At 50.2% G+C, this 22145-nt stretch carries 18 protein-coding genes; 14 read left to right on the forward strand and 4 right to left on the reverse strand.

Going from position 1 to position 22145, the window contains the following annotated elements:
• Positions 1-157: 157 nt before the first annotated feature.
• The 11 genes from ileS (at position 158) to BN7444_RS06485 (ending at position 14180) form a co-directional block, all read left to right on the forward strand.
• Positions 158-3247, forward strand: coding sequence for an isoleucine--tRNA ligase (gene ileS, locus BN7444_RS06435; RefSeq protein WP_068457354.1), 3090 nt, complete (start codon positions 158-160; stop codon positions 3245-3247).
• A 3-nt stretch (positions 3248-3250) separates the two neighbouring features.
• Positions 3251-3853, forward strand: a complete 603-nt coding sequence (locus BN7444_RS06440) for a histidine phosphatase family protein (RefSeq protein ID WP_068457357.1) — start codon at positions 3251-3253, stop codon at positions 3851-3853.
• Between the two features lie 8 nt (positions 3854-3861).
• A complete protein-coding gene (locus BN7444_RS06445; RefSeq protein ID WP_068457361.1) occupies positions 3862-4839 on the forward strand; it encodes a 1-aminocyclopropane-1-carboxylate deaminase/D-cysteine desulfhydrase in 978 nt (325 codons plus the stop codon).
• A 176-nt stretch (positions 4840-5015) separates the two neighbouring features.
• Positions 5016-7073 (forward strand): elongation factor G, encoded by a 2058-nt coding sequence (gene fusA, locus BN7444_RS06450; RefSeq protein WP_068457364.1) that lies wholly within the window; start codon positions 5016-5018, stop codon positions 7071-7073.
• A gap of 300 nt (positions 7074-7373) precedes the next feature.
• Entirely contained in the window at positions 7374-8936 is a 1563-nt protein-coding gene (locus tag BN7444_RS09360; RefSeq protein ID WP_068457367.1) for a sensor histidine kinase, read from the forward strand.
• Positions 8908-9510, forward strand: a complete 603-nt coding sequence (locus BN7444_RS06460) for a response regulator transcription factor (RefSeq protein ID WP_068457369.1) — start codon at positions 8908-8910, stop codon at positions 9508-9510. The genes BN7444_RS09360 and BN7444_RS06460 overlap by 29 nt, the downstream gene beginning before the upstream one ends.
• 108 nt (positions 9511-9618) lie before the next feature.
• Complete coding sequence (locus tag BN7444_RS06465) at positions 9619-10257, forward strand: hypothetical protein (protein ID WP_068457371.1); 639 nt, start codon at positions 9619-9621, stop codon at positions 10255-10257.
• 74 nt (positions 10258-10331) lie between these two features.
• Positions 10332-11555 (forward strand): hypothetical protein, encoded by a 1224-nt coding sequence (locus BN7444_RS06470; protein WP_068457374.1) that lies wholly within the window; start codon positions 10332-10334, stop codon positions 11553-11555.
• Complete coding sequence (locus tag BN7444_RS06475) at positions 11552-12649, forward strand: hypothetical protein (RefSeq protein WP_068457377.1); 1098 nt, start codon at positions 11552-11554, stop codon at positions 12647-12649. The genes BN7444_RS06470 and BN7444_RS06475 overlap by 4 nt, the downstream gene beginning before the upstream one ends.
• A gap of 12 nt (positions 12650-12661) precedes the next feature.
• Positions 12662-13519: an ABC transporter ATP-binding protein gene (locus BN7444_RS06480; RefSeq protein WP_068457379.1), complete on the forward strand. Its 858-nt coding sequence runs from the start codon at positions 12662-12664 to the stop codon at positions 13517-13519.
• 373 nt (positions 13520-13892) lie between these two features.
• Complete coding sequence (locus BN7444_RS06485; RefSeq protein WP_068457381.1) at positions 13893-14180, forward strand: hypothetical protein; 288 nt, start codon at positions 13893-13895, stop codon at positions 14178-14180.
• A 31-nt stretch (positions 14181-14211) separates the two neighbouring features.
• On the opposite strand, the gene BN7444_RS06490 is transcribed toward BN7444_RS06485, so the two are convergent.
• Positions 14212-14997 carry a zinc dependent phospholipase C family protein gene (locus tag BN7444_RS06490; RefSeq protein WP_068457383.1) on the reverse strand — a complete coding sequence of 262 codons (786 nt, stop codon included), beginning with the start codon at positions 14995-14997 and terminating at the stop codon, positions 14212-14214.
• 44 nt (positions 14998-15041) lie between these two features.
• On the opposite strand from BN7444_RS06490, the gene BN7444_RS06495 reads away from it, so the two are divergent.
• Entirely contained in the window at positions 15042-16181 is a 1140-nt protein-coding gene (locus BN7444_RS06495; protein WP_068457385.1) for a hypothetical protein, read from the forward strand.
• Positions 16182-16268: 87 nt separating this feature from the next.
• Here BN7444_RS06495 and gltA read toward each other — a convergent pair whose 3' ends face one another.
• Positions 16269-17651 (reverse strand): NADPH-dependent glutamate synthase, encoded by a 1383-nt coding sequence (gltA, locus tag BN7444_RS09600; protein WP_068457387.1) that lies wholly within the window; start codon positions 17649-17651, stop codon positions 16269-16271.
• Positions 17651-18502, reverse strand: coding sequence for a sulfide/dihydroorotate dehydrogenase-like FAD/NAD-binding protein (locus tag BN7444_RS09605; RefSeq protein ID WP_068457389.1), 852 nt, complete (start codon positions 18500-18502; stop codon positions 17651-17653). Before BN7444_RS09605 ends, gltA begins: the two co-directional genes overlap by 1 nt.
• A 160-nt stretch (positions 18503-18662) precedes the next feature.
• Between BN7444_RS09605 and thrC the strand changes: the two genes are divergently transcribed.
• Together thrC and thrB are read left to right on the forward strand one after the other, a co-directional pair.
• Positions 18663-20099 carry a threonine synthase gene (gene thrC, locus BN7444_RS06510; RefSeq protein ID WP_068457392.1) on the forward strand — a complete coding sequence of 479 codons (1437 nt, stop codon included), beginning with the start codon at positions 18663-18665 and terminating at the stop codon, positions 20097-20099.
• The gene (gene thrB / locus BN7444_RS06515) at positions 20092-20958 is read left to right on the forward strand and encodes a homoserine kinase (RefSeq protein WP_068457400.1); all 867 of its coding nucleotides are present in this window, start codon (positions 20092-20094) and stop codon (positions 20956-20958) included. The genes thrC and thrB overlap by 8 nt, the downstream gene beginning before the upstream one ends.
• 33 nt (positions 20959-20991) lie before the next feature.
• On the opposite strand, the gene BN7444_RS06520 is transcribed toward thrB, so the two are convergent.
• Positions 20992-22113 carry an alanyl-tRNA editing protein gene (locus BN7444_RS06520; RefSeq protein WP_068457402.1) on the reverse strand — a complete coding sequence of 374 codons (1122 nt, stop codon included), beginning with the start codon at positions 22111-22113 and terminating at the stop codon, positions 20992-20994.
• Positions 22114-22145: the final 32 nt, after the last annotated feature.

Consider the following 22145-nt stretch of genomic DNA (forward strand, 5'->3'; position numbering starts at 1 on the left):
AAGTCGCATCACCTTCCGTAGAACCTGATGGTCGTTCGCCGCGTTAAGGCTACGAGTGATAGAATCCTATAAGTAGGGTGGTACCGCGTATAAAAGCGTCCCTTCGTCATCAGACGAGGGGACTTTTTTTATAGATATTTTGTAAAAGGAGAAAGATATGGCAAAGTTTGAGACATTGTCCCAAGACATAGCCGACGTGCGTGAAAAGCGCATCGTCGATTTTTGGCAAGACATGGATCTGTTGAAGCGCTCCGTAGAGACCCGCGAAGGCAAGGAAGATTTCATTTTCTATGAAGGACCGCCGACGGCCAACGGCAAGCCCGGCATTCACCACGTCATGGCGCGGACCTTAAAGGACCTGACCTGCCGCTATAAGACCATGCAGGGCTACCGAGTCAATCGGAAAGCCGGCTGGGATACCCACGGCCTGCCCGTAGAAATCGAAGTGGAAAAGAAGCTGAACCTTCACAACAAACAAGACATCGAAAAATACGGCATCGAAAAGTTCAACAAGAAATGCCGCGAATCGGTTTTCGAATACGAAAGTTTGTGGCGACAAATGACCGCCCGCATGGGTTATCTCGTGGATATGGACGATCCCTACATTACCCTGAACAATTCCTATATCGAGAGCGTCTGGTACATTCTGGACAAAATGTTTAACGAAGGCCTGATCTACGAAGGCCATAAGATTTTGCCTTACTGCCCCCGCTGCGGCACGGGCCTCGCATCCCACGAAGTGGCCCAAGGCTATCAGGAAGACAAGACGCCCACCATTACCATGAAATTTAAGGCGAAAGACGAAGACGCCTACTACCTGGCATGGACCACCACGCCCTGGACCGTGCCTTCCAATGTGGCTTTGGCCGTGCACCCCGAAGTGGATTACGCCAAGGTCAAATACGCCGACGGCAATGTCTATTACCTGGCGAAAAATCTCCTGGACAAGGTATTAAAAGACGAATACGAAGTGCTGGATGTCGTCAAGGGCAAAGAGCTCGACGGCCGCGCCTACGAACAGATCCTGGATCAAGTTCACGTGGACGGCAAGGCCTTTGTCGTCGTCCTCGCCGACTACGTCACTACGGAAGACGGGACGGGCATCGTCCACACGGCGCCGGCCTTCGGGGAAGACGACTATCAAACGGGCCGCAGAAACGGCTTAGCCTTCGTAAAACCTGTAGACGACGACGGCAACTTCACCGAAACCCAATGGAAGGGCAAGTTCGTTCACAGCGTCAACGAAGAAATCATCGACTATTTGAAGATGCAGGACAAGGTCTTCAGCAAGGAGACCATCGTCCACAACTATCCCCACTGCTGGCGCTGCAAGACGCCCTTGATCTACTACGCTCACCCCTCCTGGTACATCGAGGTGACGAAGTTTAAAGAACAACTGGTGAAAAACAACGACGGCGTGGATTGGTTCCCCTCCTTCGTCGGCGAAAAGCGCTTCGGCAACTGGCTGGAAAACTTAAACGACTGGGCCATCTCCCGTTCCAGATACTGGGGCACCCCCTTCCCCGTGTGGCGCTGCCCGGATTGCGGCAAGACGCGGAGCATCGGAAGCATTAAGCAATTGGTGGAAGAAGCCATCGAAGACATCGACGAAACCGTGGAGCTTCACCGCCCCTATGTAGACGACGTGCATCTTAGATGCGAATGCGGCGGAACCATGGTAAGAGAAACCGACGTCATCGACTGTTGGTTCGACTCGGGATCCATGCCCTTCGCCCAATGGCACTATCCCTTTGAAAACAAAGAAGCATTCGACAAGCTTTTCCCCGCCGATTTCATCTGCGAAGGCATCGACCAAACTCGGGGGTGGTTCTACTCCCTCCTGGCCATTTCCACCTTTATGACCGGCAAGGCGCCCTACAAGAGCGTCCTGGTCAACGACCTGATTCTGGACAAAGAGGGGAAGAAGATGAGTAAGTCCCGCGGTAACACCGTGTCGCCGACGGAACTCTTTGAAAAGTACGGTGCCGATGCGGTGCGCTGGTATTTAATGTACGTCTCTCCGCCGTGGAGCCCGACGAAATTCGACGAAGACGGCCTGAGAGAAGTCAACGGCAAATTCTTCCGCACCTTACGAAACACCCATAATTTCTTCACCCTCTACGCCAATATTAACGACGTGGATCCCAGAGAAATCACGGATGTCACCTACGACGAAATCGACCGCTGGATGATTTCCAAATACAACAGCCTGGTGAAATCCGTGGTGGAAAACATGGAAATTCACGAAGTGACAAAAGTCGTTCGTGACATTCAGGATTTCGTGGCGGAAGATTTCTCCAACTGGTATATTCGCAGGAACAGACGCCGCTTCTGGGACGAAGAAGACAGCCCCTCTCGGGATGCGGTCTTTAAGACCACCTACGACATCCTGCTCGGCGTGGCAAAATTAATCGCACCCTTTGCGCCCTTTATCGCAGAGGAATTTTACCAAACTCTCGACGGCGGCGAAAGTGTCCACCTAACGGATTATCCCACCGCCGACGAATCCGCCATCGACGAAAAGCTGGAAGAAAAAATGGCCATCGTCCGTCAATTGGTCACCTTGGGCCGCGCCGGACGGGAAAATGCCAAGATCAAGGTGCGTCAACCCTTGAGCGAAGTCTTGGTGGACGGGAATTTGAAGCCCATTATCGGCGACTTGTCCGATTTAATTGAAGAAGAGCTGAACGTGAAGAATGTGGTCTTCTCCGACGATTTGAGCAAGTACATGACCTACAGCTTAAAGCCCAATTTCCAAGAAGTGGGCAGAAAATTCGGTCCTAAGATCAAGGACTTCCAAAAGAACTTGGCCGCAAGCGACGCCAAGGCTCTTTACGACGAGCTGAAGAAGGGCAGCGTCACCATGAACCTAAACGGGGAAGACACGGAAGTGAACCTGAACGACGTCCTCGTGGATATTTCCTCCAAGGAAGGCTTCGACGTCAGCATGGAAGATAATCTCTTCGCCATTTTGGATACGGAACTCACCGACGAATTAATCGCCGAAGGCTACGTCCGTGAATTTATTTCGAAAGTACAAAATCAACGCAAGTCCAACGACTACGACGTTACCGATCATATTCGCATCACCTACGATGCCGAGGGCGACGTGGAAGCGGCGCTGGAAGCATCGAAAGATTTAATCATGGAAGAAACCTTGGCGGAATCCATGGAAAAGAAACCTCTGGATGTGGAAAAGACCGACTTAAACGACGGCGCCATCGCCTTTGTTCTCGAACGCATCTAAGGCATGAAGCTCTATATTCTGCGCCACGCGGAAACGGAGTGGAACCGCGAGGACCGCATTCAGGGGCAAATGGATTCGCCCATCACCCCGGAAGGTTACGAGGCCATCGACGCCATGAGAGAGCAGTTGGCCTCCGTGCCCTTCGACCGCTGCTACACCTCGGATTTAAAGCGGGCCCGAAAGACAGCGGAGGGCTTGCTAAAATCGCGATCTGTGCCCATAATAGAAGTAGAAGCACTTCGCGAGTTGCCCTTGGGGCCTTGGGAGGGGATGCTCTTTCAAGACATTTTAAAAGATCCCATCTCCCGCCTTTATTTAAAGACGCCGGAGAAGTATCACCGGGAGGGCCTCATGGACTTTCACGACCTTTACCGAAAGCTGGACGCTTTTTTGCGGCGCTTGGAAAAGACGGAAGACGAGCACGTCCTCATCGTCGGACACGGCGTCAGCATACGGGCTCTCTATCACGTCATGGAAGGCGTGGCGGTACGCGATTTTTGGACCGGACCCATTGCCGAAAGCTTGGGTCTCGGGATCTGCGCCTACGAAAATGGCGCATGGCAGGTGCTTCGTCGAGCTGATAAAAAAGATGGATATTCCTATTGAGGTGTTCAATGAAAAAATTATCTTTAGCCAATACGCCGACTCGCATCGAACCGGTACAACTCATGGATGCGGATCTGCCCGTGAATCTCTATATTAAACGAGACGATTTAACGGGCCTGTCGGTGACGGGCAATAAAATTCGAAAGCTGGAATACTTGCTTGAAAAGGCATTGGACGACGGCGCCACGGACATTATTACCACCGGCGCCGTGCAAAGCAATCACGCCCGGGCCACGGCCATGGCCTGCGCCCGACTGGGCTTTAAGTGCCACTTGCTTTTAACGGGCAGCGAAGATTATCCCGAAGAGGGCAATCTCTTTTTGGATCGCCTGGCAGGGGCGGACATTCGCTTCGTCTCCCAAGAAGATTACGACAATCATCGCGACGCCATCATGGCATCGTGGAAAGAGGAGCTGGAAAAAGAAGGCAAGTCCGTGGACATCATTCCCATGGGCGGCAGCAACGGCCTGGGAAGCTTTGGCTATGTGGAATGCTTCGAAGAAATCCTCGAAGAAGAAAAAGACATGGGCATCAACTTCGATGCCGTCATCTGCGTCACCGGCAGTGCCGGCATGTTGGCAGGCCTGGTCTACGGAAACGCCATTCACGAGGCGGGCAAGGAGATCGTCGGCATTTCCATTTCCTCGCCGAAGGAAGTCGTCGAAAAGGAACTGCTCCCGCCGATTATCGCCGAAATGAACGAATTAAAGGGGACCTCCGTGCCCGCCGATGCCGTCACCGTCATCGGAGGCTACGAAGGCAGGGGCTACGCTCTGAGCCGTCCCGAAGAGCTGGAATTTATTTGGGACTTCGTTTCTCAAACGGGAATCATCCTGGATCCGGTGTACACGGGCAAGGCCATGTACGGCACCATTTCCGAAATCCTAAACGGACGCTGGGAAGGCAAAGAAAATATTCTCTTTATCCACTCCGGCGGCGCCTTCGGCTGGACCCGTCGGCAAATGGAAGAGCTGCTTCGAAAATAACAAGGAAAGAACGAGCTTCGGCTCGTTTTTTTTATGGGCTAAAATGCGAGGAGGCCTTTTGACGAGACAAAAATCTAGGGAAAGCTAGGGGAGGAATGAAAATTACATCGGGCTATGATATAATTTAGGCATAAAAACGTTTCCGCGAGGAAATTCACGATAGGAGGAATAATTTAATGAAAGCATACAACACGAGGGAAGTCCGTAACTTGGCCCTGGTCGGGCACAGTGGATCGGGCAAGACCAACCTAACAGAAGCGCTCCTGTACCAATCCGGTGCCACAAAACAAATTGGCCACGTGGATCAAAAAAATACCCTCTCGGACTTTTCCAAGGAAGAAAAAGAACGGGGTACATCCATCGGTACCAGCATTATTCCTATCGAATGGCGAAAGATGAAATTAAATATAATCGACACGCCCGGTTACATGGACTTTATCAGTGAAGCCATGGGCGCACTTCGCGCAGCGGAAGCGGCGCTGATGATTATCGACGCCACCGCCGGCGTGCAAGTCGGTTCGGAAAGAATGTGGAAATACACGGAAGAAATCGGCCTGCCGCGAATTATTTTCGTGAACAAGATCGACGGGGAAAACGTCAATTTCCGCGAACTCATGGAACAAATCGAAAGCCTCTTCGGCAAGAAAGTTATTCCCTTCTCCGTTCCCATCGGCGAAGGAGAAAACTTCGTCGGCGTTACCGACGTTATTTTCCAAAAAGGTTTTGAATATAAAAACGCCGCTCCGGAAGAAGTGGAACTGAATCACGACCAAGTGAAGGCCACGGAGCGTATGTATGAAGAAATCGCCGAAGTCGTCGCCGAAAGCGACGAAGTCCTCATGGACAAATACTTCAGCGGCGAAAAATTTACCCGCGACGAATTGCTCCGCGGTGTCACCGCCGCCCTCTTAAACGGCGACGCCGTCCCCTTGCTTGTCGGCAGTGCGGAAAAAGGCATCGGCATCGATATTCTCTTAAACACCATCGTCAACTACATGCCCGCACCGGACGACGAACGGGCGCACACAGGCTTCCGTTACGAATCGGGAGAAGAACGCGCTATTTCCGACAGCGATCCCTTCTCCGCCGTGGTATTTAAGACCATTACCGACCCCTACGTGGGAAAAATTTCTATCTTTAAAGTATTGAGCGGCACCATGACCAAGGACACGGCCCTCTTTAACAGCTCCCAAGATGTGGAAGAAAAGAACACCGGCCTCTTCGTCATTCGCGGCAAGGAACAACTCCCCGTGGACGTGATCCACGCCGGGGACATCGGCGCCGTGGCGAAACTGACCGTGACAAAAACCGGCGACACCCTTTGCGACAAGGCCCACAAGGTCGTCTACAAGCGCGTAAAAATGCCGCAACCCGTTTACTTCTATGCCATCGAAGCGGCATCGAAAAACGACGAAGAAAAACTTACCACCTCCCTTCGCAAACTTCAAGACGAAGACCCGGGCATCGTCCTGGACCGCAATGTCGAAACGAAACAAATGACCATCGGCGGCCAAGGCAATGTTCACCTGGACGTTATTCTCGAAAAATTAAAGAACACCTTCGGCGTCGAAGTAAAGAAAGTGCCCTTTATCGTGCCCTATAGAGAAACCATTCGCGGTACCGCATCGGTTCAAGGCAAGCACAAGAAACAATCCGGCGGCGCCGGCCAATACGGCGACGTTTGGATTCGCTTCGAACCCACCGACGAAGGCTTTGTCTTTGACGAAGAAGTCTTCGGCGGCAGCGTGCCGAGAAACTACTTCCCGGCTGTCGAAAAGGGCTTGGAAGAATCCATGGAAAAAGGCGTCCTCGCCGGCTTCCCCGTCACAGGCGTCAAGGCCGTGCTTTACGACGGCAGCTACCACGACGTGGACTCCAACGAAGTCAGCTTTAAAATGGCGGCATCCATCGCCTTTAAGAAGGGGATCGCCGAAGCCAATCCCGTGCTCTTAGAGCCCATTATGGCCGTTGAAGTGGCAGTGCCCGACGAATACATGGGCGATGTCATGGGCGACATGAACAAACGCCGCGGCAGAATCCTCGGGATGGACCAACAACCCGGCGGCGGTCAATTGATTATGGCCGAAGCACCGCAAGCGGAAATGTACGAATACGCCATCGACCTTCGGGCCATGACCCAAGGACGCGGTTCCTTCACTATGGAATTTGTTCGCTACGAAGAAGTACCGGCACAACTGGCTGAAGAAATTATCGAAAAGGCGAAAAAAGAATAATATCTAAAAGGCATCTGATGCACTGACCCCTAAAAGTTGGACAAAGAAATCCATCTTTGGGGGTCACTTTAGTTTGTGGCGTGTTTTTGCGTTGAGTAAGAGCAAATCCTTTGCCGAAAGGCAGAGAATCCATTTCAATTTTAGATTCATCATCAAACATCAACAGATGGAGGCGATGGCTCGGTCGTAAAAGTGTTTCGAATAAAGCGGCGGCAATGACATTTGGACAAAAGTTAGGTGAAATTTCCTTTTCAATTCAGTATGATTAAAATAGAGACTAATGGACGTGAGGAGGAAGCCGTGAACCGATTTTTGTCTTATAAAAAACCGATCTCGTTATGGGCCCATAGCCTGACCCAGCTGGCCCTTTACTGGTTTTATTTAGTCGCCGTAAAAAAAGGTGGCGGCAGTTTTCATATCGTCGTTTTAACCGGTCTTTTTACGCTCACGAATTTTATCTCTTTCTTTATTCTGCTTGAGGAGAGAGAAAAAAATTACGTCTACCGGGTTTGTACTACTCTGCTTTTGATTCCCCTTTATTTTATCTCGGAAGATTTCATCGTAGCATATCTTCACAATGACATTCTTCTGCGCTATTTTTTTGTCCTTCAGTTGATCTTTTCCTATATGGATATCGTCCTAGAAGGACATTTTCGCTTCGGTGCTTTTCGTCTTTTGACCCTCCTCGCTTTTTTAGCGATCTTTCTTCTCTCGACCTTTTCTTCTCTGGAGGTCAACTTTTTATACATGGGGATCTACTTTATCTTTTGCTTGTTTCCCCTTCTCTTTTTCCTCGTCAAAAAGAAAGAAATACAGGGGCGGGGCCTTTATAGTTACCGGATTATGGTGTCGACTGCGGTCTTCCTGGTCTTGTATTTATGGGGAAGTTTCTATCTCTCTTCTCTATGGAATTATTTTGAGAATTACGAGGAATTTTATATGATGGCCGTCTTAGCCGCCATCTTAATCTATTTGCTTACAAAAGCGTGCCGTTTATTCCTCAAGGCCTTTGTCCCGTCTTTTAAAGAGTGGGCGAAGTTTTGCTCTGTGCTTTTTCTCATTCTTTTTATCGTCAACGGTTTTCCAAGGGATTTTACCGAAGTCTTCTTCCTCTCCCTTTTCTTGAGCGCGTTTTTCGTCATGGTCTCCAATTACTTCAATTACCGCGACCTGAGCCGGGAAGAGATAGGCAGTCTTTTGAACAGGGGAAAGGAAAATCTCCTGTTGGATAAGTATGCGCGCCTCTATTCCGAGAAGAACACTCGTTTTCTCCACGATATGATTTTGCAGGACATTATTCTCGTACAGAAGCTGGTTCAAAAGGCTCCGTCTTTTTCCGAGAGGGATCAAATTCTGGAAATTCTCTCGAACAACATTAAAAAAATCCGCCAAGAATTGAATGCCTATGACCCGATCTTAAGTCCTAAAGTAAGCTTAAATAATAATTACTATGGACTTATTAAGGATTTGGAAGACAGGTACCAAAATCGGGGCATACTAATCGACTTCACTTGTTCCGAGGAATTTTCAGTGCCCGGCCCCTACGACAGCTTTCTGTATAAAGCCCTTTACGAATTGGTGAGCAATCTTTTCAAGCACGGAAAGGGCGATTACGCCGAAATTCATTTGGAGGAAAAACAAAAGGAGATTCATCTGTCTATGATAAATTACGGCGATTACTTGGAGGAAGGTGCGGGCCGGAGCACCGGCTTGAAATTATTGGATTTCGAAACCAAACGGCTGGACGGAGTATTTCGGGTAGAAGAGGGCCGAGAAGAAGAGGAAAAGTACCTGGCCTTCTATGTGAATGTACCGATTAAAAAGGAGCGGATCTATGAAGATTATGTTAATCGAAGATCATAAAATGCTGGCCCAATGCTTGAAGATGGATTTAGAATCCTGCGGGGAAATTCGGGTGGACATTCCGGAGAAAATGAAAGACATAAACGACAAATTACAAGAAGAGACCTACGATCTTCTTCTTATAGACATTAATCTGGACGGTATGGCGAAGGGAGAAAACGGTCTGGAGTTAAGCGAAGCGTTGATGCAGGATTACGGTGCGAAAGTGTTAATTTTATCGGGCTATAATCTTGATTTTTACCGGGAAAAGGCCGAGGAGATGGGCTGTATGGGTTTTATTTCGAAAGAAGAGTCGACCCAAAGTCTTTTAGCGAAGATACGAGGGGTTTGCTTGGAGAACAAAAGGTATTTTTCCTCTAAGAAACATCTTCAGGAAAAGCTCACGGAAAACGAATTAAAAATTCTCCGCCTCTATGCCTCGGGAAAATCACGAAAAGAAGTCGCAAAAGAAGCCTATATGTCCACCTCTTCCCTGGCCGTTTTATTAAATCGCATTTACGGCAAGTTAGACGTAAAAAATTACCAAGAAATGGTACAAAAAGCCAGAGAAATCGGCTATATCGATCCCTTTTAGGAAGAAGCGCCACAAGCCTTCTTCCTTTTTTGTGAAAAGTTCGGACAAAAGTTAACTGTGACCGAGGTGTAAATTGCCTATAATCAATAGAAAAGGAGATGGAAGATAATGAACAAGAAAAAAACAATTTTGGGAATTTTGTTGGTTTTGGTCGTTCTGGCTTCGGCGCTGTATCTAAAAAAAGAATCCACTTATTCCATGGTGCAGGATCAAAGGAAAAGTGAAAATAGCCAAGGGAAAACTCAGGACGGTTCCGATGATAGAAGCCCGCAAGACATTGCTGCGGACAAAAAGATTGCCAAGCAACGGGCGAAGAACAGAAAGGATTGGCTCGAAAAGGGTATGACCGGCTCGGTGACCAGAGGCGGCGACATCGTCCTCGGGCCGAGGGGAGATGAAAGGGGCCCGGAATTATTTGCTGAGTTGGATCAATCTGTGTCGAATTATATTAAATCAAAACCGGACACCTATCCCCCGAGGGAAGAGGGACACGAGAACGATAATGACGCAGAGTTGGTCTTTGGGCCAACGGTGGATTACCGAATTGATGAAATGATTGGCACCATCCCTGCGGAAGCGCGAAAAGGACCGATTCAAGGTCTTAAGAATGACGAACTCTTTGTCTATGAAGCCAGGCGGCTGGACGGGTCCTATGACGAACTTCTCCTGGCCAAGCCTCATGGCGAGAAGGAATGGAAGGTGGTCTTTGCCGGGTCTTACTACGACTTGAAAAAGGCGGTTCAATAAGGGCAAAAAACGAAAAAATTCTTTTGAAGAGCAGAAACAGGACGGCCAGTGTTAGTAAAAAGGGGGAGAAGTCGATGTTTGCTGTCGTAAAACTGGAATTTAAAAAAATAGCGACCAAGAACAATGCCCTGATTGCGTGCCTGTTTTTGTTGATTTGTGTGGCCAAGATTCTTCCCTATAGCCAATCCCTGGACATGGTCTTAGAGGGAGGAAAGTTTGGCTCCGGCCTTTCCTATTGGAAATTGATGAAAGAAGAAGGGATTAAATACGACGGTCTTTTAACCGAAGAGCAAATGAAAAAGGCCCGGACCCTTTACAACGAAAGCAAAGAAAAAGACTTTGTGGAAGGCGCACGATCGGAAGAAAAAGAGTTGGGCTTGAAGCTGATTTATCCCTTCCAGTGGCTCGCGCAAAGTTTGAATTTTCCGAAAGAGATTGAAATCCAAGACTTTTCAATTCATATAAGCGACCAAGGGATTGAAAAATTTTACCAAGATCGCTTAAAGGCCATTGGTTCATGGACTCACACCTCGTATCGGTCCTACGACCGGTCGGAGGTTGAAAGCATTCTTCGCCAAGCCGGAGAAGTGAAAACGCCCCTTTACTACGCTTACAACGAAGGCTGGCGTTACATGGGCGATGCCCTGCACATGACTTTTAATATTTTTTTAATCTACTTGGCCCTCGCCCTGTCTTCCTTAACGTCGGCCGACGAAGCGCAGGGATTTACTGAAATGGATGTGCACGCGAAGAATGGGCGCCTTTCCCTCTACTTAGCCAAGGTAAGGGCGGCAGAATTATTTGCAGGACTCGCGTACCTCGCTTATTTGTTTTTTTTGCTTCTCTACCACGGAATGATTTATTCCCTTCACGGAGCCAATGCCTCCATCGAATTTTATGCCGGACCGGCGATTTTCAACCTCACCACTTGGCAAGGGTATTTTCTGGAAGCCTTATCCGGTTTTGCCGCCGTTCTCGTGGTGGTCAATATCATTCTCTTATTCTCCCTGGTCTTTCGCAAGTCGAAAGTCTCCCTGCTCGTCTTGGTGCTCGCCTTTGTTTGGCTTGAGAAGTGGGCGGATTCGCCGCAGCCCTGGGCGAACACTCTGGCCTACTTTACGCCGCAAAATTTTGTACAAGGCAATTTTTCCGCGTCCAAGCTTTTTGTCCTTCAAAACCACGTCTATCCCTTTACGGCGATGGCCTGCTTTCTGTCTTTGATTTACATTGCGAGTAGCCGAATTTTGGCCATGCCGATAATGAACCGCTATTACTTAAAAGGAGGAGAGGGCAAATGAAGTTTTTACTGGAAGTCAATAGAAAAAGAATGCTTCCCTTCCCCTACCTTCCGGTCCTCTGTCTGTTTTTGTTGCTTTCGTCGATCTGCCTTATCAAGGCGGAACAGATGAGGTATCTTCAAGAGAGCTTGCACGTGGAAATTTCTGACGGTACGGAATACCGCTACCTGATGGAGAAGACGTGGTACGACGATAAAAAAGTGGAGGATTTAATCGCAAAGTACGACTTGCCTCAAGAAAATTTGGTCAAAGAGAACATTTCCATTAATGAGTTTTTGCCGGTGGAGAGTATAAATGATGCTCTGCTTCAAGGAAACAGGCAGCCGTCACAAGGCTTTTTCGAGTATCGAATGAATCTGATAAAAAAGGCAGGCCAAGCTCAAGGAGTGAAGCCAATGGACCGGCTACTCATCGGCTATTGTGAAGGTTGGAAAGTTCTCCTCCGTAACTTCGATAAGATTTTTTACGCCGTCGCCATGGCCTTGCTTTTTCTCCTCGTTCCCGTAATGAAAGAAGACGAGCGATTCAAAACGAAGGACATGGTGGAAGCCACCCTTTACGGAAAGAAAAAACTCTTTCAGGCTCGGCTAATCAACGGTTTGGAAATTGGCGTCCTCACCTATGTGGGCGGCGTGGCTCTGTTTACTCTATTGGTTTTGTTCGTTTACGGAAGCGACGGCCGAGATCTTTTCATTCAAAATTCAAGAGAATTTTTTCTCTTTCCCATTCAGATAACCTACCTTCAGTATTTTATCTATAAATTTTTAAACGGCCTCGCGCTGACCTTTTGTCTTGTCTTTCTTTTTCTTTTTTTAGGCGATCGAATCAAAGACGTGAAGGTCTCCTTTTCCCTCGTTCTGGCCTATGTGTCCATTCATTTTTTGCTTCAATCTCTGTGGACTTCTCCCTCTGCCGGGAAATTCCTATTCCTTTCGCCTTTGTCTTTAATCAACATCGAAGGTCTTCGTACCCGCGTATCTTCTCCGGGGCTAGAAAGTTGCTATTTGCTTTCGCTGATCATTCCCATGATTTACGGGGCGCTCTTATGGATAGGGATGTGGCTGGGAAAAAGGAAGTCGTTTGGTAAAGCATAAGGAGCGCTGATTATGTTAAAAATTGAAAGCGTAAGCAAAAAATTTGGAAAGAAAGAAGCTCTTTCGGATGTGGACTTGGAACTGGAGGCCGGAATTTATGGGCTTTTAGGGGATAACGGCGCCGGGAAGTCTACTTTAATGAGGCTATTGGTCGGCGTAGATACGCCGACGAGTGGCCGTATCCTCTACGAGGGAGAGGAAATTTCTCAGTTGAAGGAGAAGTATCGTGGCCTTTTAGGTTATATGCCCCAGGAATTTGCGGTTTTTCCCGGCTTTACGGCCGGTGAGTTTCTAACCTATATGGGCGCATTAAAGGGATTAAGTAAAAGGGAACTGAAGGAAAAAATCCCCCGGGTTCTCGCTTTTGTAAATCTTGAGGATGTAAAGGACAAAAAAGTATCGACTTTTTCCGGTGGAATGAAGCGGCGGGTCGGCATCGCCCAAGCCTTACTCAACGATCCGAAAATTCTGATTTTAGATGAACCGACGGCCGGCTTGGATCCCGGCGAACGCATTCGATTTTCAAACATTTTGTCCAACATGTCCAAAGACAAGATCATTCTCTTTTCAACCCATATTATTTCCGACATTGAAGCCATTACAAAAAGCATTATCATTCTAAACGACGGAAAAATCAGGGCCAAGACCACGTCGGATAAGTTGATCGAGAAAATGGAGGGTCGTGTGTTTGAGTCGAGGATTCCATTTTCGGAATTGGCGGCTTATGAAAAAAAGGTTCAAATTATTCGGATGCGTTACGAAGGGGAGCGTTTAAAAATTCGCTACACAGGCGATGCCTTCGAAGGTGCCCGTCCCGTCCGAGCGAACCTTGAAGACTACTACATTCTTCATCGCAACGAAGTTATTTAGGCACAGCATCCATGAAAAAAGCGCCCGCGGTTGAACTGATCCAAAAAGTCTTAAAAACCGGGGTTGGTCGGAAAACAATGAAATCCGCATAGAACGAATGTTATGTAAAACAAAATCGAGTAAGCGAAATGCTTACTCGATTAAGTCCAACTTTATGGGGTTACTCCGAAAGGGTGCCTTTACATATTTTTTCCGTCGGTGTAAAATCAGTTTATGAAACGATATTTACTCTTATTTTACGACGTCAGTCGCTTTGCTATTTTTTCAAGTATTCTAGACGATACGGATAAGCTTTGGCTCCGGCTCCTTTGCTCCATCTTATTGGTAGCGTCGGCCTATGATTTTATCGACCATATTAAAGGGGCGTTCAGCCATGAACAAGTTTAAATCCACCATAAAAAAGGCGGCCCTCGCCTTTGCCCTGGTGGGCCTCGGGGGATTCATCGCGGTAATCCTTACGAAGAGCGCCTATCCCGATCCTCTTTTTGTTTGGGGCAGTCGCATTTCCATGGCGGCGATTTTTATCAGCCTTGGCCTTTACGCCGTCTATTGGTTCATGGAGCTTGTCGAGCTCGTGAAAAAGAAAGAGTGGGGCCTGGTGGCGGGGCATTTGCTCCTCGGCGTCCTCGTTTGCTTTTTGATTCTGCGAAAAATAAGATAAGACCTCATCGAAAGATGAGGCCTTTTTTTCTTTAGCGTCCGTTGAAATCCAGTTGGAAAAACGGGGGATAGTCGCCACCTTTTGTAAAGGCAGTCACGGCCGTGCGAGCCACGGGATAGGCGAGGGTCATAAGCTCCTTCATCACGGGATTGGTGATGTATATGGAATCGTAATAGCCCTTAGGATTTAAAAGCATGCCGCCGAAGGCATCGTCTGCGCCTAATGCCTTCAGGACTTTGTGCTTCCGGGCGTAGGTCTTTAAATCATCCACGTGAAAAAATTGCTGGCCTATGCGAAAAGACGCCACGGCTCGGTGCACGTCGTGCGTATTGATGCCGTAGGATTCATAGAGAGGGGAGATGCCTGCCGCCACGACGGCTGGAGAGGGCAAGAGCTCTCTGCAGAGAAAGGCCCGAGGATCGTAGCCCTCTTCTTCTAAAATCACCCGGTCGAAATCCCGCTCCAAGGCCACGTGGCCGATGGAAATTTTCTCTTCCACCGAATCGATATAGGGATGCACCGTGGCATCCAGTGAAAAATGGGTTAAGAAGCCGAAGAAGTAGGCCCATGTGGGGGAGAGGGTCGGTCCCTTTTCGATCCATTCCCGATTTCTTTCCAGGAAATTCGCTAAAGGCTTGGCGTGGATTTGTCCGCCTACCTTGTGCTTTTTTGATGTAAGATAGTAAAAGAACATATCCGGGCCCTGGGCGCCTAAGGCGTAGTGGTCGGGATAGGCGGCGATAATTTCTCGTGCCTTTTCCGACAAGGTGGGCAAGAGACGTCGTGCAAAAAAATAATGAGTGACGAGACTGGCCATAACAACTCCTTTCGAGCTCTGATATACTATTAGTGGAGGTACCAATGGAACAAGAATACAACGACTTTATAAACAGCCTTACAGGCGATTACGTAGAGGATTTAAACGCCATCTACGACGAAGTACAAAAGCTTTCCCTGGCAGGGGAAGGGGAACTGGCCCAAAAGCTTTTGGAATACGGACAAAAATTAATGGACGAGCACCGCGGCGATGCAGGGGACTACCGAAGCCTGAAGCAAGACGGTGCCGGCATCGATAAGTTTTATACCCTATTAGATGCGGTTTTTGCAAAAACCCTGGACGAAGATATGGAAGGGGCAAAGACCTTCATCGACCGCATGGCGGAGGAAGTGGATTTTTTAAAGACGGCACTGGAAGCCCTGGAAAGTGATGAGAAATTTTTCTCTTTCCAATCCATGGTGGAAGAGGTCATCTGCCGCGTGGAACGGGACGGCGATCGTCGACCCATTCTAGGTCCCGAGGTGGACATGTGGCTCACCCTTCGCGGCGGCGTGGCGGCGGAGTTAAAAGAATACGACGACGCTCGCAAGTATTTGGAAAAGGCCCTGTCCGTGAATCCCATGTCCACGGCCAACTATCTGACCTTATCGAAGGTTTCCCGCCAGGAAGGGGATATGGAAAAGGCGAAGGAGTACAATCAAAAAGCCTTTGAAGCGGCCTATCTGGCATCGGATTTCTCCCAATGCTTTTCCAACGAAGGCTACTTCCTCTTTAAGGAAAACAAACCCGCCCTGGCCCTCTCCATGAGTATCATCGCAAAGGATTACGACGGCGACAACGACGAAGCCGAAGGCAATCTCATGATGATCGGCGGCCGCTTTCCCGATGCGGAGCCGGCGGAGAAGGACGAATTTTTAAATTACCTGAAGGAGCGTCACATTCAAGGCACCTTGGATCCCGACCGCGTGGAAATTTTAAAGCGTCTGGCACAAAAGGCGGAAGAGGACGGCAATGTAGATTTCGCCATGGAGATTTTAATTAATCTGGACACCATTCTCCACGACGATGCCATTCACAAAAAAATTCACGAGCTCGCCGCCCGCTACGAAGAGGATGAAGACGACTGCGGCTGTGGTCACAATCACGATCACCACCACGATCATTGCTGCGGTCATGATCACGACCACGATCACGATCACTGTTGCGGCCACGATCACGAGTAAGGGAAATTTAGTAAAAGCGGGCGGCGAATATGCCCGCACAAAAAAACAGCCTCCGAGGGCTGTTTTTTTGTTGCCTGAAAATCGGCTTTATTTGTTTTTGTTTTTAATGTATTCGTCGATGCCTTTGGCGGCTTGTTTGCCCGCGCCCATGGCCAGGATGACCGTGGCGGCACCGGTGACGGCGTCGCCGCCGGCAAAGACGTCTTCCACGGAGCTTTGGCCCTCGTCGGTAATGACGATGCCTTGCTTCTTATTGGTTTCGATGTCGGGATTGGTGGCGGTAATCAAGGGGTTGGGATTGGTACCAAGGGCCATAATCACCGTGTCCACTTCCACGTCGAAGTCTTCGCCTTCCTTGGGCACGGGACGGCGACGGCCCGACTCGTCGGGTTCGCCCAGTTCCATGGGGCGAAGGGTCATGCTCGTGACCCAGCCGTCGTCGTCGGCGTGAATTTCCACGGGGGAGGTGAGGAAGTGGAAATGGATGCCTTCTTCCTTGGCGTGGTGCACTTCCTCGGCCCGTGCGGGCAATTCTTTTTCCGTGCGGCGATAGACGATGGTCACATCGGCGCCTAAACGCTTGGCCACGCGGGCAGCATCCATGGCCACATTGCCGCCGCCGATGACGGCGGTTTTGCGTCCGGCGATAATGGGCGTGTCGTAGCCCGCTTCGTAGGCGTGCATGAGATTGGTCCGGGTCAAAAATTCGTTGGCGCTGAAGACGCCGTTGTAGTTTTCCCCGGGAATATTCATAAAGCGGGGAAGGCCGGCGCCGGTGCCTAAGAAGATGGCCTCGTAGCCTTCGTTGCGAATGCCGTCTAAGGACATGGTGCGACCGACGATGGTATTGGTTTCGAATTTAACGCCCAGGTCCTTCAGTTTTTCAACTTCGCTTGCCACGACGGAATCGGGCAGACGGAATTGAGGAATGCCGTAGACCAGGACGCCGCCCGGTTGTTGCAGGGATTCGAAGACGGTGACGTCGTAACCTTTTTTCACCAGCTCGCCTGCCACGGTAATGCCGGAAGGGCCGGCGCCGACGACGGCGACCTTGTGACCGTTCGGTGCTTCGGCTTCAATGGTTTGAATATGATTTTCCCGTGCGTAGTCGGCAGCGTAGCGTTCCAATTTGCCGATGCTCACGGAATCGCCCTTTTTGCCCAGGACGCAGTATTTTTCGCATTGGCTTTCCTGAGGGCATACGCGGCCGCAAACGGCGGGCAGGGCCGTGTGCTTGGAAAGTTCCATGGCGGCTGCCTTGGGATTGTCTTCGGCGATTTCGTGGACGAAGGCGGGGATGTCCACGGAGACGGGGCATCCCTTCACGCATTGAGGCACTTTACAGTTCAGGCAACGCTTCGCCTCTTCCACGGCCTCTTCGTGATTGTAGCCGTAACAGACTTCTTCGAAGTTTTTGTTCCGTTGATTCGGGTCCTGTTCCCGTACGGGGACTCTTGTAAAGCGATCCATTATGCATTCCTCCAGACTTGTTGACCTTTCACTTTTTCCACGTTCATGTATTGTTTTTGACGTTTCATAGCCAGGTCGAAGTCCACCTTGTGGCCGTCGAATTCCGGTCCGTGGACGCAGGCAAATTTCGTTTCGCCGTCGATGCTGACGCGGCAGGCGCCGCACATGCCGGTGCCGTCGACCATAATCGGATTCAGAGAGACGATGGTGTGCAGATCGTATTTCTTCGTGGTGAGGCAGACGAACTTCATCATAATCATGGGCCCGATGGCGACACAGGTGTCGTAGCTCTTGCCTTCGTTTTCGATGAGGTCTTCGATCTTTGCCGTGACCATACCGTTAAAGCCGTAGGAGCCGTCGTCGGTGGTGACGTAGAGATCGCAGTCCAATGCCTTAAACTCCTCTTCGTAGATGACGGCTTCTTTGTTTTTAAAGCCGATGATCACGTCGCAGTGGACGCCTCGTTCGGACAGATAGCGGACCTGTGGATAGACCGGCGCGGCACCGATGCCGCCGCCGACAAATAAGTAACGTTGTTTTTTCAGCTCTTCGTCTGAGAGCTCGGTGAATTCCGACGGAACGCCTAAGGGTCCGACGAAGTCTTTTAATTCATCGCCCTGTTCCTTTTCGGAAAGTTTCGTCGTGGACGGACCGGAGGCCTGAACCACCAAATCCACCCAACCTTCCTCGCGATCGAAGTTTGCGATGGTCAAAGGCACGCGCTCGGCGTGTTCGTCGGCGATGACGATGACGAACTGTCCCGGTTGAGCGGCCATGGCCACGCGAGGCGCGTGAATGCGCAGCAAGAAGACGCGAGGCGCCAAATTTTTCTTTTCTAAAATGGTAAACATACTATCCCCCCTATATCTCTGTCTATCCATTATAATGGATACAGACGTGAAATACCACGAAGGTGAAATTTGTATCATATTTTGCAAGCCCTTGTACGGGAGGCGAAAATAGCGTAAACTGTGATACATTAACGAAATAAAGAACACGAAGGAGACGACGATGCGATTTTTTTCTTCTCGGGACAAATCCCGAGCTTTTTCGGCGAAAGAGGCGATCTTTAAAGGTCCCGCCGACGACGGCGGTTTGTTTGTGCCCGAGCACATTCCCACCATGGATTTAAATGAGTATGCGGACTGCAGCTATGTGGAATTGGCGGCGGAAGTGCTCCATTTATTTTTCGACGACTTTTCCAAAGAGGCCCTTTCGGATTGGGCGAAGAAGGCCTACGGTTCCTTCTCCGGCACGGAGCCCGTGGGCTATTACGATCTCGACGGCATGACCGTGGCGGAGCTGTTCCACGGCCCCACGGCGGCCTTTAAGGACTTCGCCCTGCAGATGCTCCCTTACCTTATGGCCGCATCGGCGGAGGGGAGAAAGGTTCGGATCTTAACGGCCACCAGCGGCGACACGGGCAAGGCCGCCTTGGCGGGCTTTCAGGACGTAGAGAACACGGACATCTTTGTCTTTTATCCCGCCCACGGCGTCAGCACCATTCAGCGCCGCCAGATGTCCACGCAAAGGGGTAATAATGTTTTCGTCTACGGCATCGAGGGGAATTTCGACGACGCCCAGCGCACGGTGAAGGAAATTTTCAGAGACGAGGCGTTGAGAGAAGCGTCGCGCCGTTCGGGCATCGAATTTTCCTCGGCCAACTCCATCAACATCGGTCGCCTGGTGCCTCAGGTGGTGTACTACTTGTATTCCTACCTGGAATTGGTGCGCAGAAACACCATCGCCATGGGCGATGCCATTGACATCTGCGTGCCCACGGGCAATTTCGGAAATATTTTAGCCGCCATGTACGCCAGGGAAATGGGCCTTCCCGTGGGCCGTTTCATTTGCGCATCAAATAAAAATCACGTGCTCACGGATTTTATTTCCACCGGCGTTTACGACAAGAACCGTGATTTTTATAAGACCACGTCGCCTTCCATGGACATTCTCGTGGCGAGCAATATCGAGCGCTATCTGCACTTGGTCTTGAAGCGGGATTACAAGGTGCGGGAGAAAATGGAAGACTTGAACGCCACGGGCCGCTTCGACATTCCCATGGACGCCATCAACCGCTCCAAGCTCGTGGGCTATTGGTCCACGGATGCGGAAGGGGAGGCGCGGATCAAGGAAGTCCTCGACCGCTTCGGCTATTTAATGGATCCCCACACGGCGGTGGCCTATGACGGCGCGAAGAAGCACGGCTCCGCCAATCACGTCTTGGTCATGGCCACGGCGAGCCCCTATAAATTTCCCGAGACGGTGGCCGACGCTCTGGGTATTCAGGGAGAAGGGGACGAGGATCTCCTGAAAAAGATTCAAGAAGCCTACGGCGTCGAGGTGCCGAAGCCCTTGACGGAGGTCTTCGATTTGCCCGAGCGCTTTACCGAAAGCATTACAGTGGATGAGATGAAAGAAGTCGTGAAGGAGGGTTTTCATGATTAAACTGCGCGTGCCGGCGACGACGGCGAATATGGGTCCGGGCTTCGATGTCATCGGCTTGGCTCTGGATTTATACAACACCTTTACCTTTTCCATGGAGGGCGGGGATTGCGACTGCCACAGCATGATTTACGAGGCGGCGAAGGTGGTCTTCGATAAGGCCGGCGCCTCCATGGATGGTTTCTTTTATCGTGTGGATGCGGACATCCCCATCGCTCGGGGCCTGGGCAGCAGTGCCACCTGCATCGTCGGCGGCATGGTGGGGGCGAATCTCCTGCTGGGCGAGCCCTTCGACCAAGGGGAGATTTTAAAAATGGCCTCGGATTTCGAAGGCCATCCGGACAATGTGGCGCCGGCCCTCTTAGGGGGCTGCGTCATCAGCTTGCCCGCAGGCGACGGCGTGGTGTATCGCAAGATCAATAATATCGACAACTTCGCCACCATCGCCGCCTTCCCGGACTTCGATCTGTCCACGGCCAAGGCTCGGGCGGCACTGCCCAAGTCCCTGAGCTATGCCGATACGGTGTCCAATATCGGCCACATGGGCTTTTTGATTCACGGCCTGGAAAACGCCGACACGGAAGCTCTGTTCTTCGGCTTGGAAGACAAGATCCACGAGCCCTACCGAAGCAAACTCATTGCCGGCTACGATGTGATGAAGACTTTGGAAGAGCGCCACGAAGGCCGCGTGCTCATTAGCGGCGCCGGGCCCACCCTCTTGTTCGTCACGGAAAAATCCGCCGATCTCGACGCCATCAAAAAGACCTGGGAAAAAATCTCCGAGCCCCTGGATGCCACCTGGGACATTCGGATCCTCCACATCACCACCACCGGCGTGGAAATTTTAGAAAAAGATGCGTAAAAACAGCCCTCGGAATTTCCGAGGGCTTTCTCTTTATGCTAAACTCTTTTGAATGGCGATTAAAAAGGCTTCCATGATCTGTTCCATTTGCGCCCGGGGCACATTGACCTGGACGTGATACATATTTCCCGTGCCTTCTTTTTCGCCGGCCACGCGGTCCATAATGTCTTTTAAATCCACGGACACATCGGCACTTCGAATGACGTGGATCTGGGCTTCGTTGCCGTTGGGGATGCCGTAGATCTGCACGGTCTTCGCCTTTTTCTGAATGGCGGCGGACATGTGCTTGAAGTTTTTGAAATTAATATTTTCAAGGGTGGTGTAAATGTAGCCCACGCCTTCCACGGTGCGGCGCTTGGCCATAAATTCTTCCACATCTTCCTTGCCCATGGCTTCTTCCAGAGCGTCGATTTTTTTCTTTTGCTCGTCGATTTTGCCCTGAAGCTTTTTCACCGCCTGCCAAATGCCCTGAGTGGTATTTTCTTTTAAATACATGGACAGATTCTTTGTCAGGTAGCGGTGGTTTCTGTAATCCTCCAAGGCTTCCTTGCCGCAGACGAAGGTGAGCTTCAGTCCCTCTTCGACCTTTTCGATTTTTTGAACGGCAAAGAGGGCCACCTCGCCGGTGCTTTTCAGAAGGGGCCCCACGCTGTGAACCTTGTCCATGGAAGGAATGGTGACCTCGTCCTTTTCTTCTTGAATCGGCAGATTGGATTCGATAAGATGATTAACGTAGTTTTCTATTTTTTCAAGGGACACGAAGCCGATGTCAGCGGCATCGACGACGAGATAGCAGCTCTCTTCCGTGGAGCCCGAGAGGATTTTCGTGTGGAGAAGGGACTCTAGGGCGCAGGTAAAGAGAATGCGGGCAATATTATTTTGCATGCCCTGCAGACGGTGAGACCAGTCGATGGAAAGTTCCACCTCTTTTCCGCTTTCAACGGCGGCCATTTTGCATTGGATGCGGCCGTCTTCCACGGAGTATTCCGCTTCTTTGCCGTCGATAAAGATTTTATCGCCGGTGTAGTAGCCTTCCGCAGGCGGGGCAACGATGCTGTCTTCTAATAAAAAATAGTGGTAGCCTTTACTTTTTACGGTTTCGGGAACGGTTATTTTCATGGATTTACGATAGGGTTCCCTTTCATAGCGGGCCATAGACGCCTCCTTTAACTTTTGATCGAGTCTTA

Origin of the sequence: Peptoniphilus pacaensis (genome assembly GCF_900088125.1) — a bacterium.
Taxonomy (GTDB): Bacteria; Bacillota; Clostridia; order Tissierellales; family Peptoniphilaceae; genus Aedoeadaptatus; species Aedoeadaptatus pacaensis.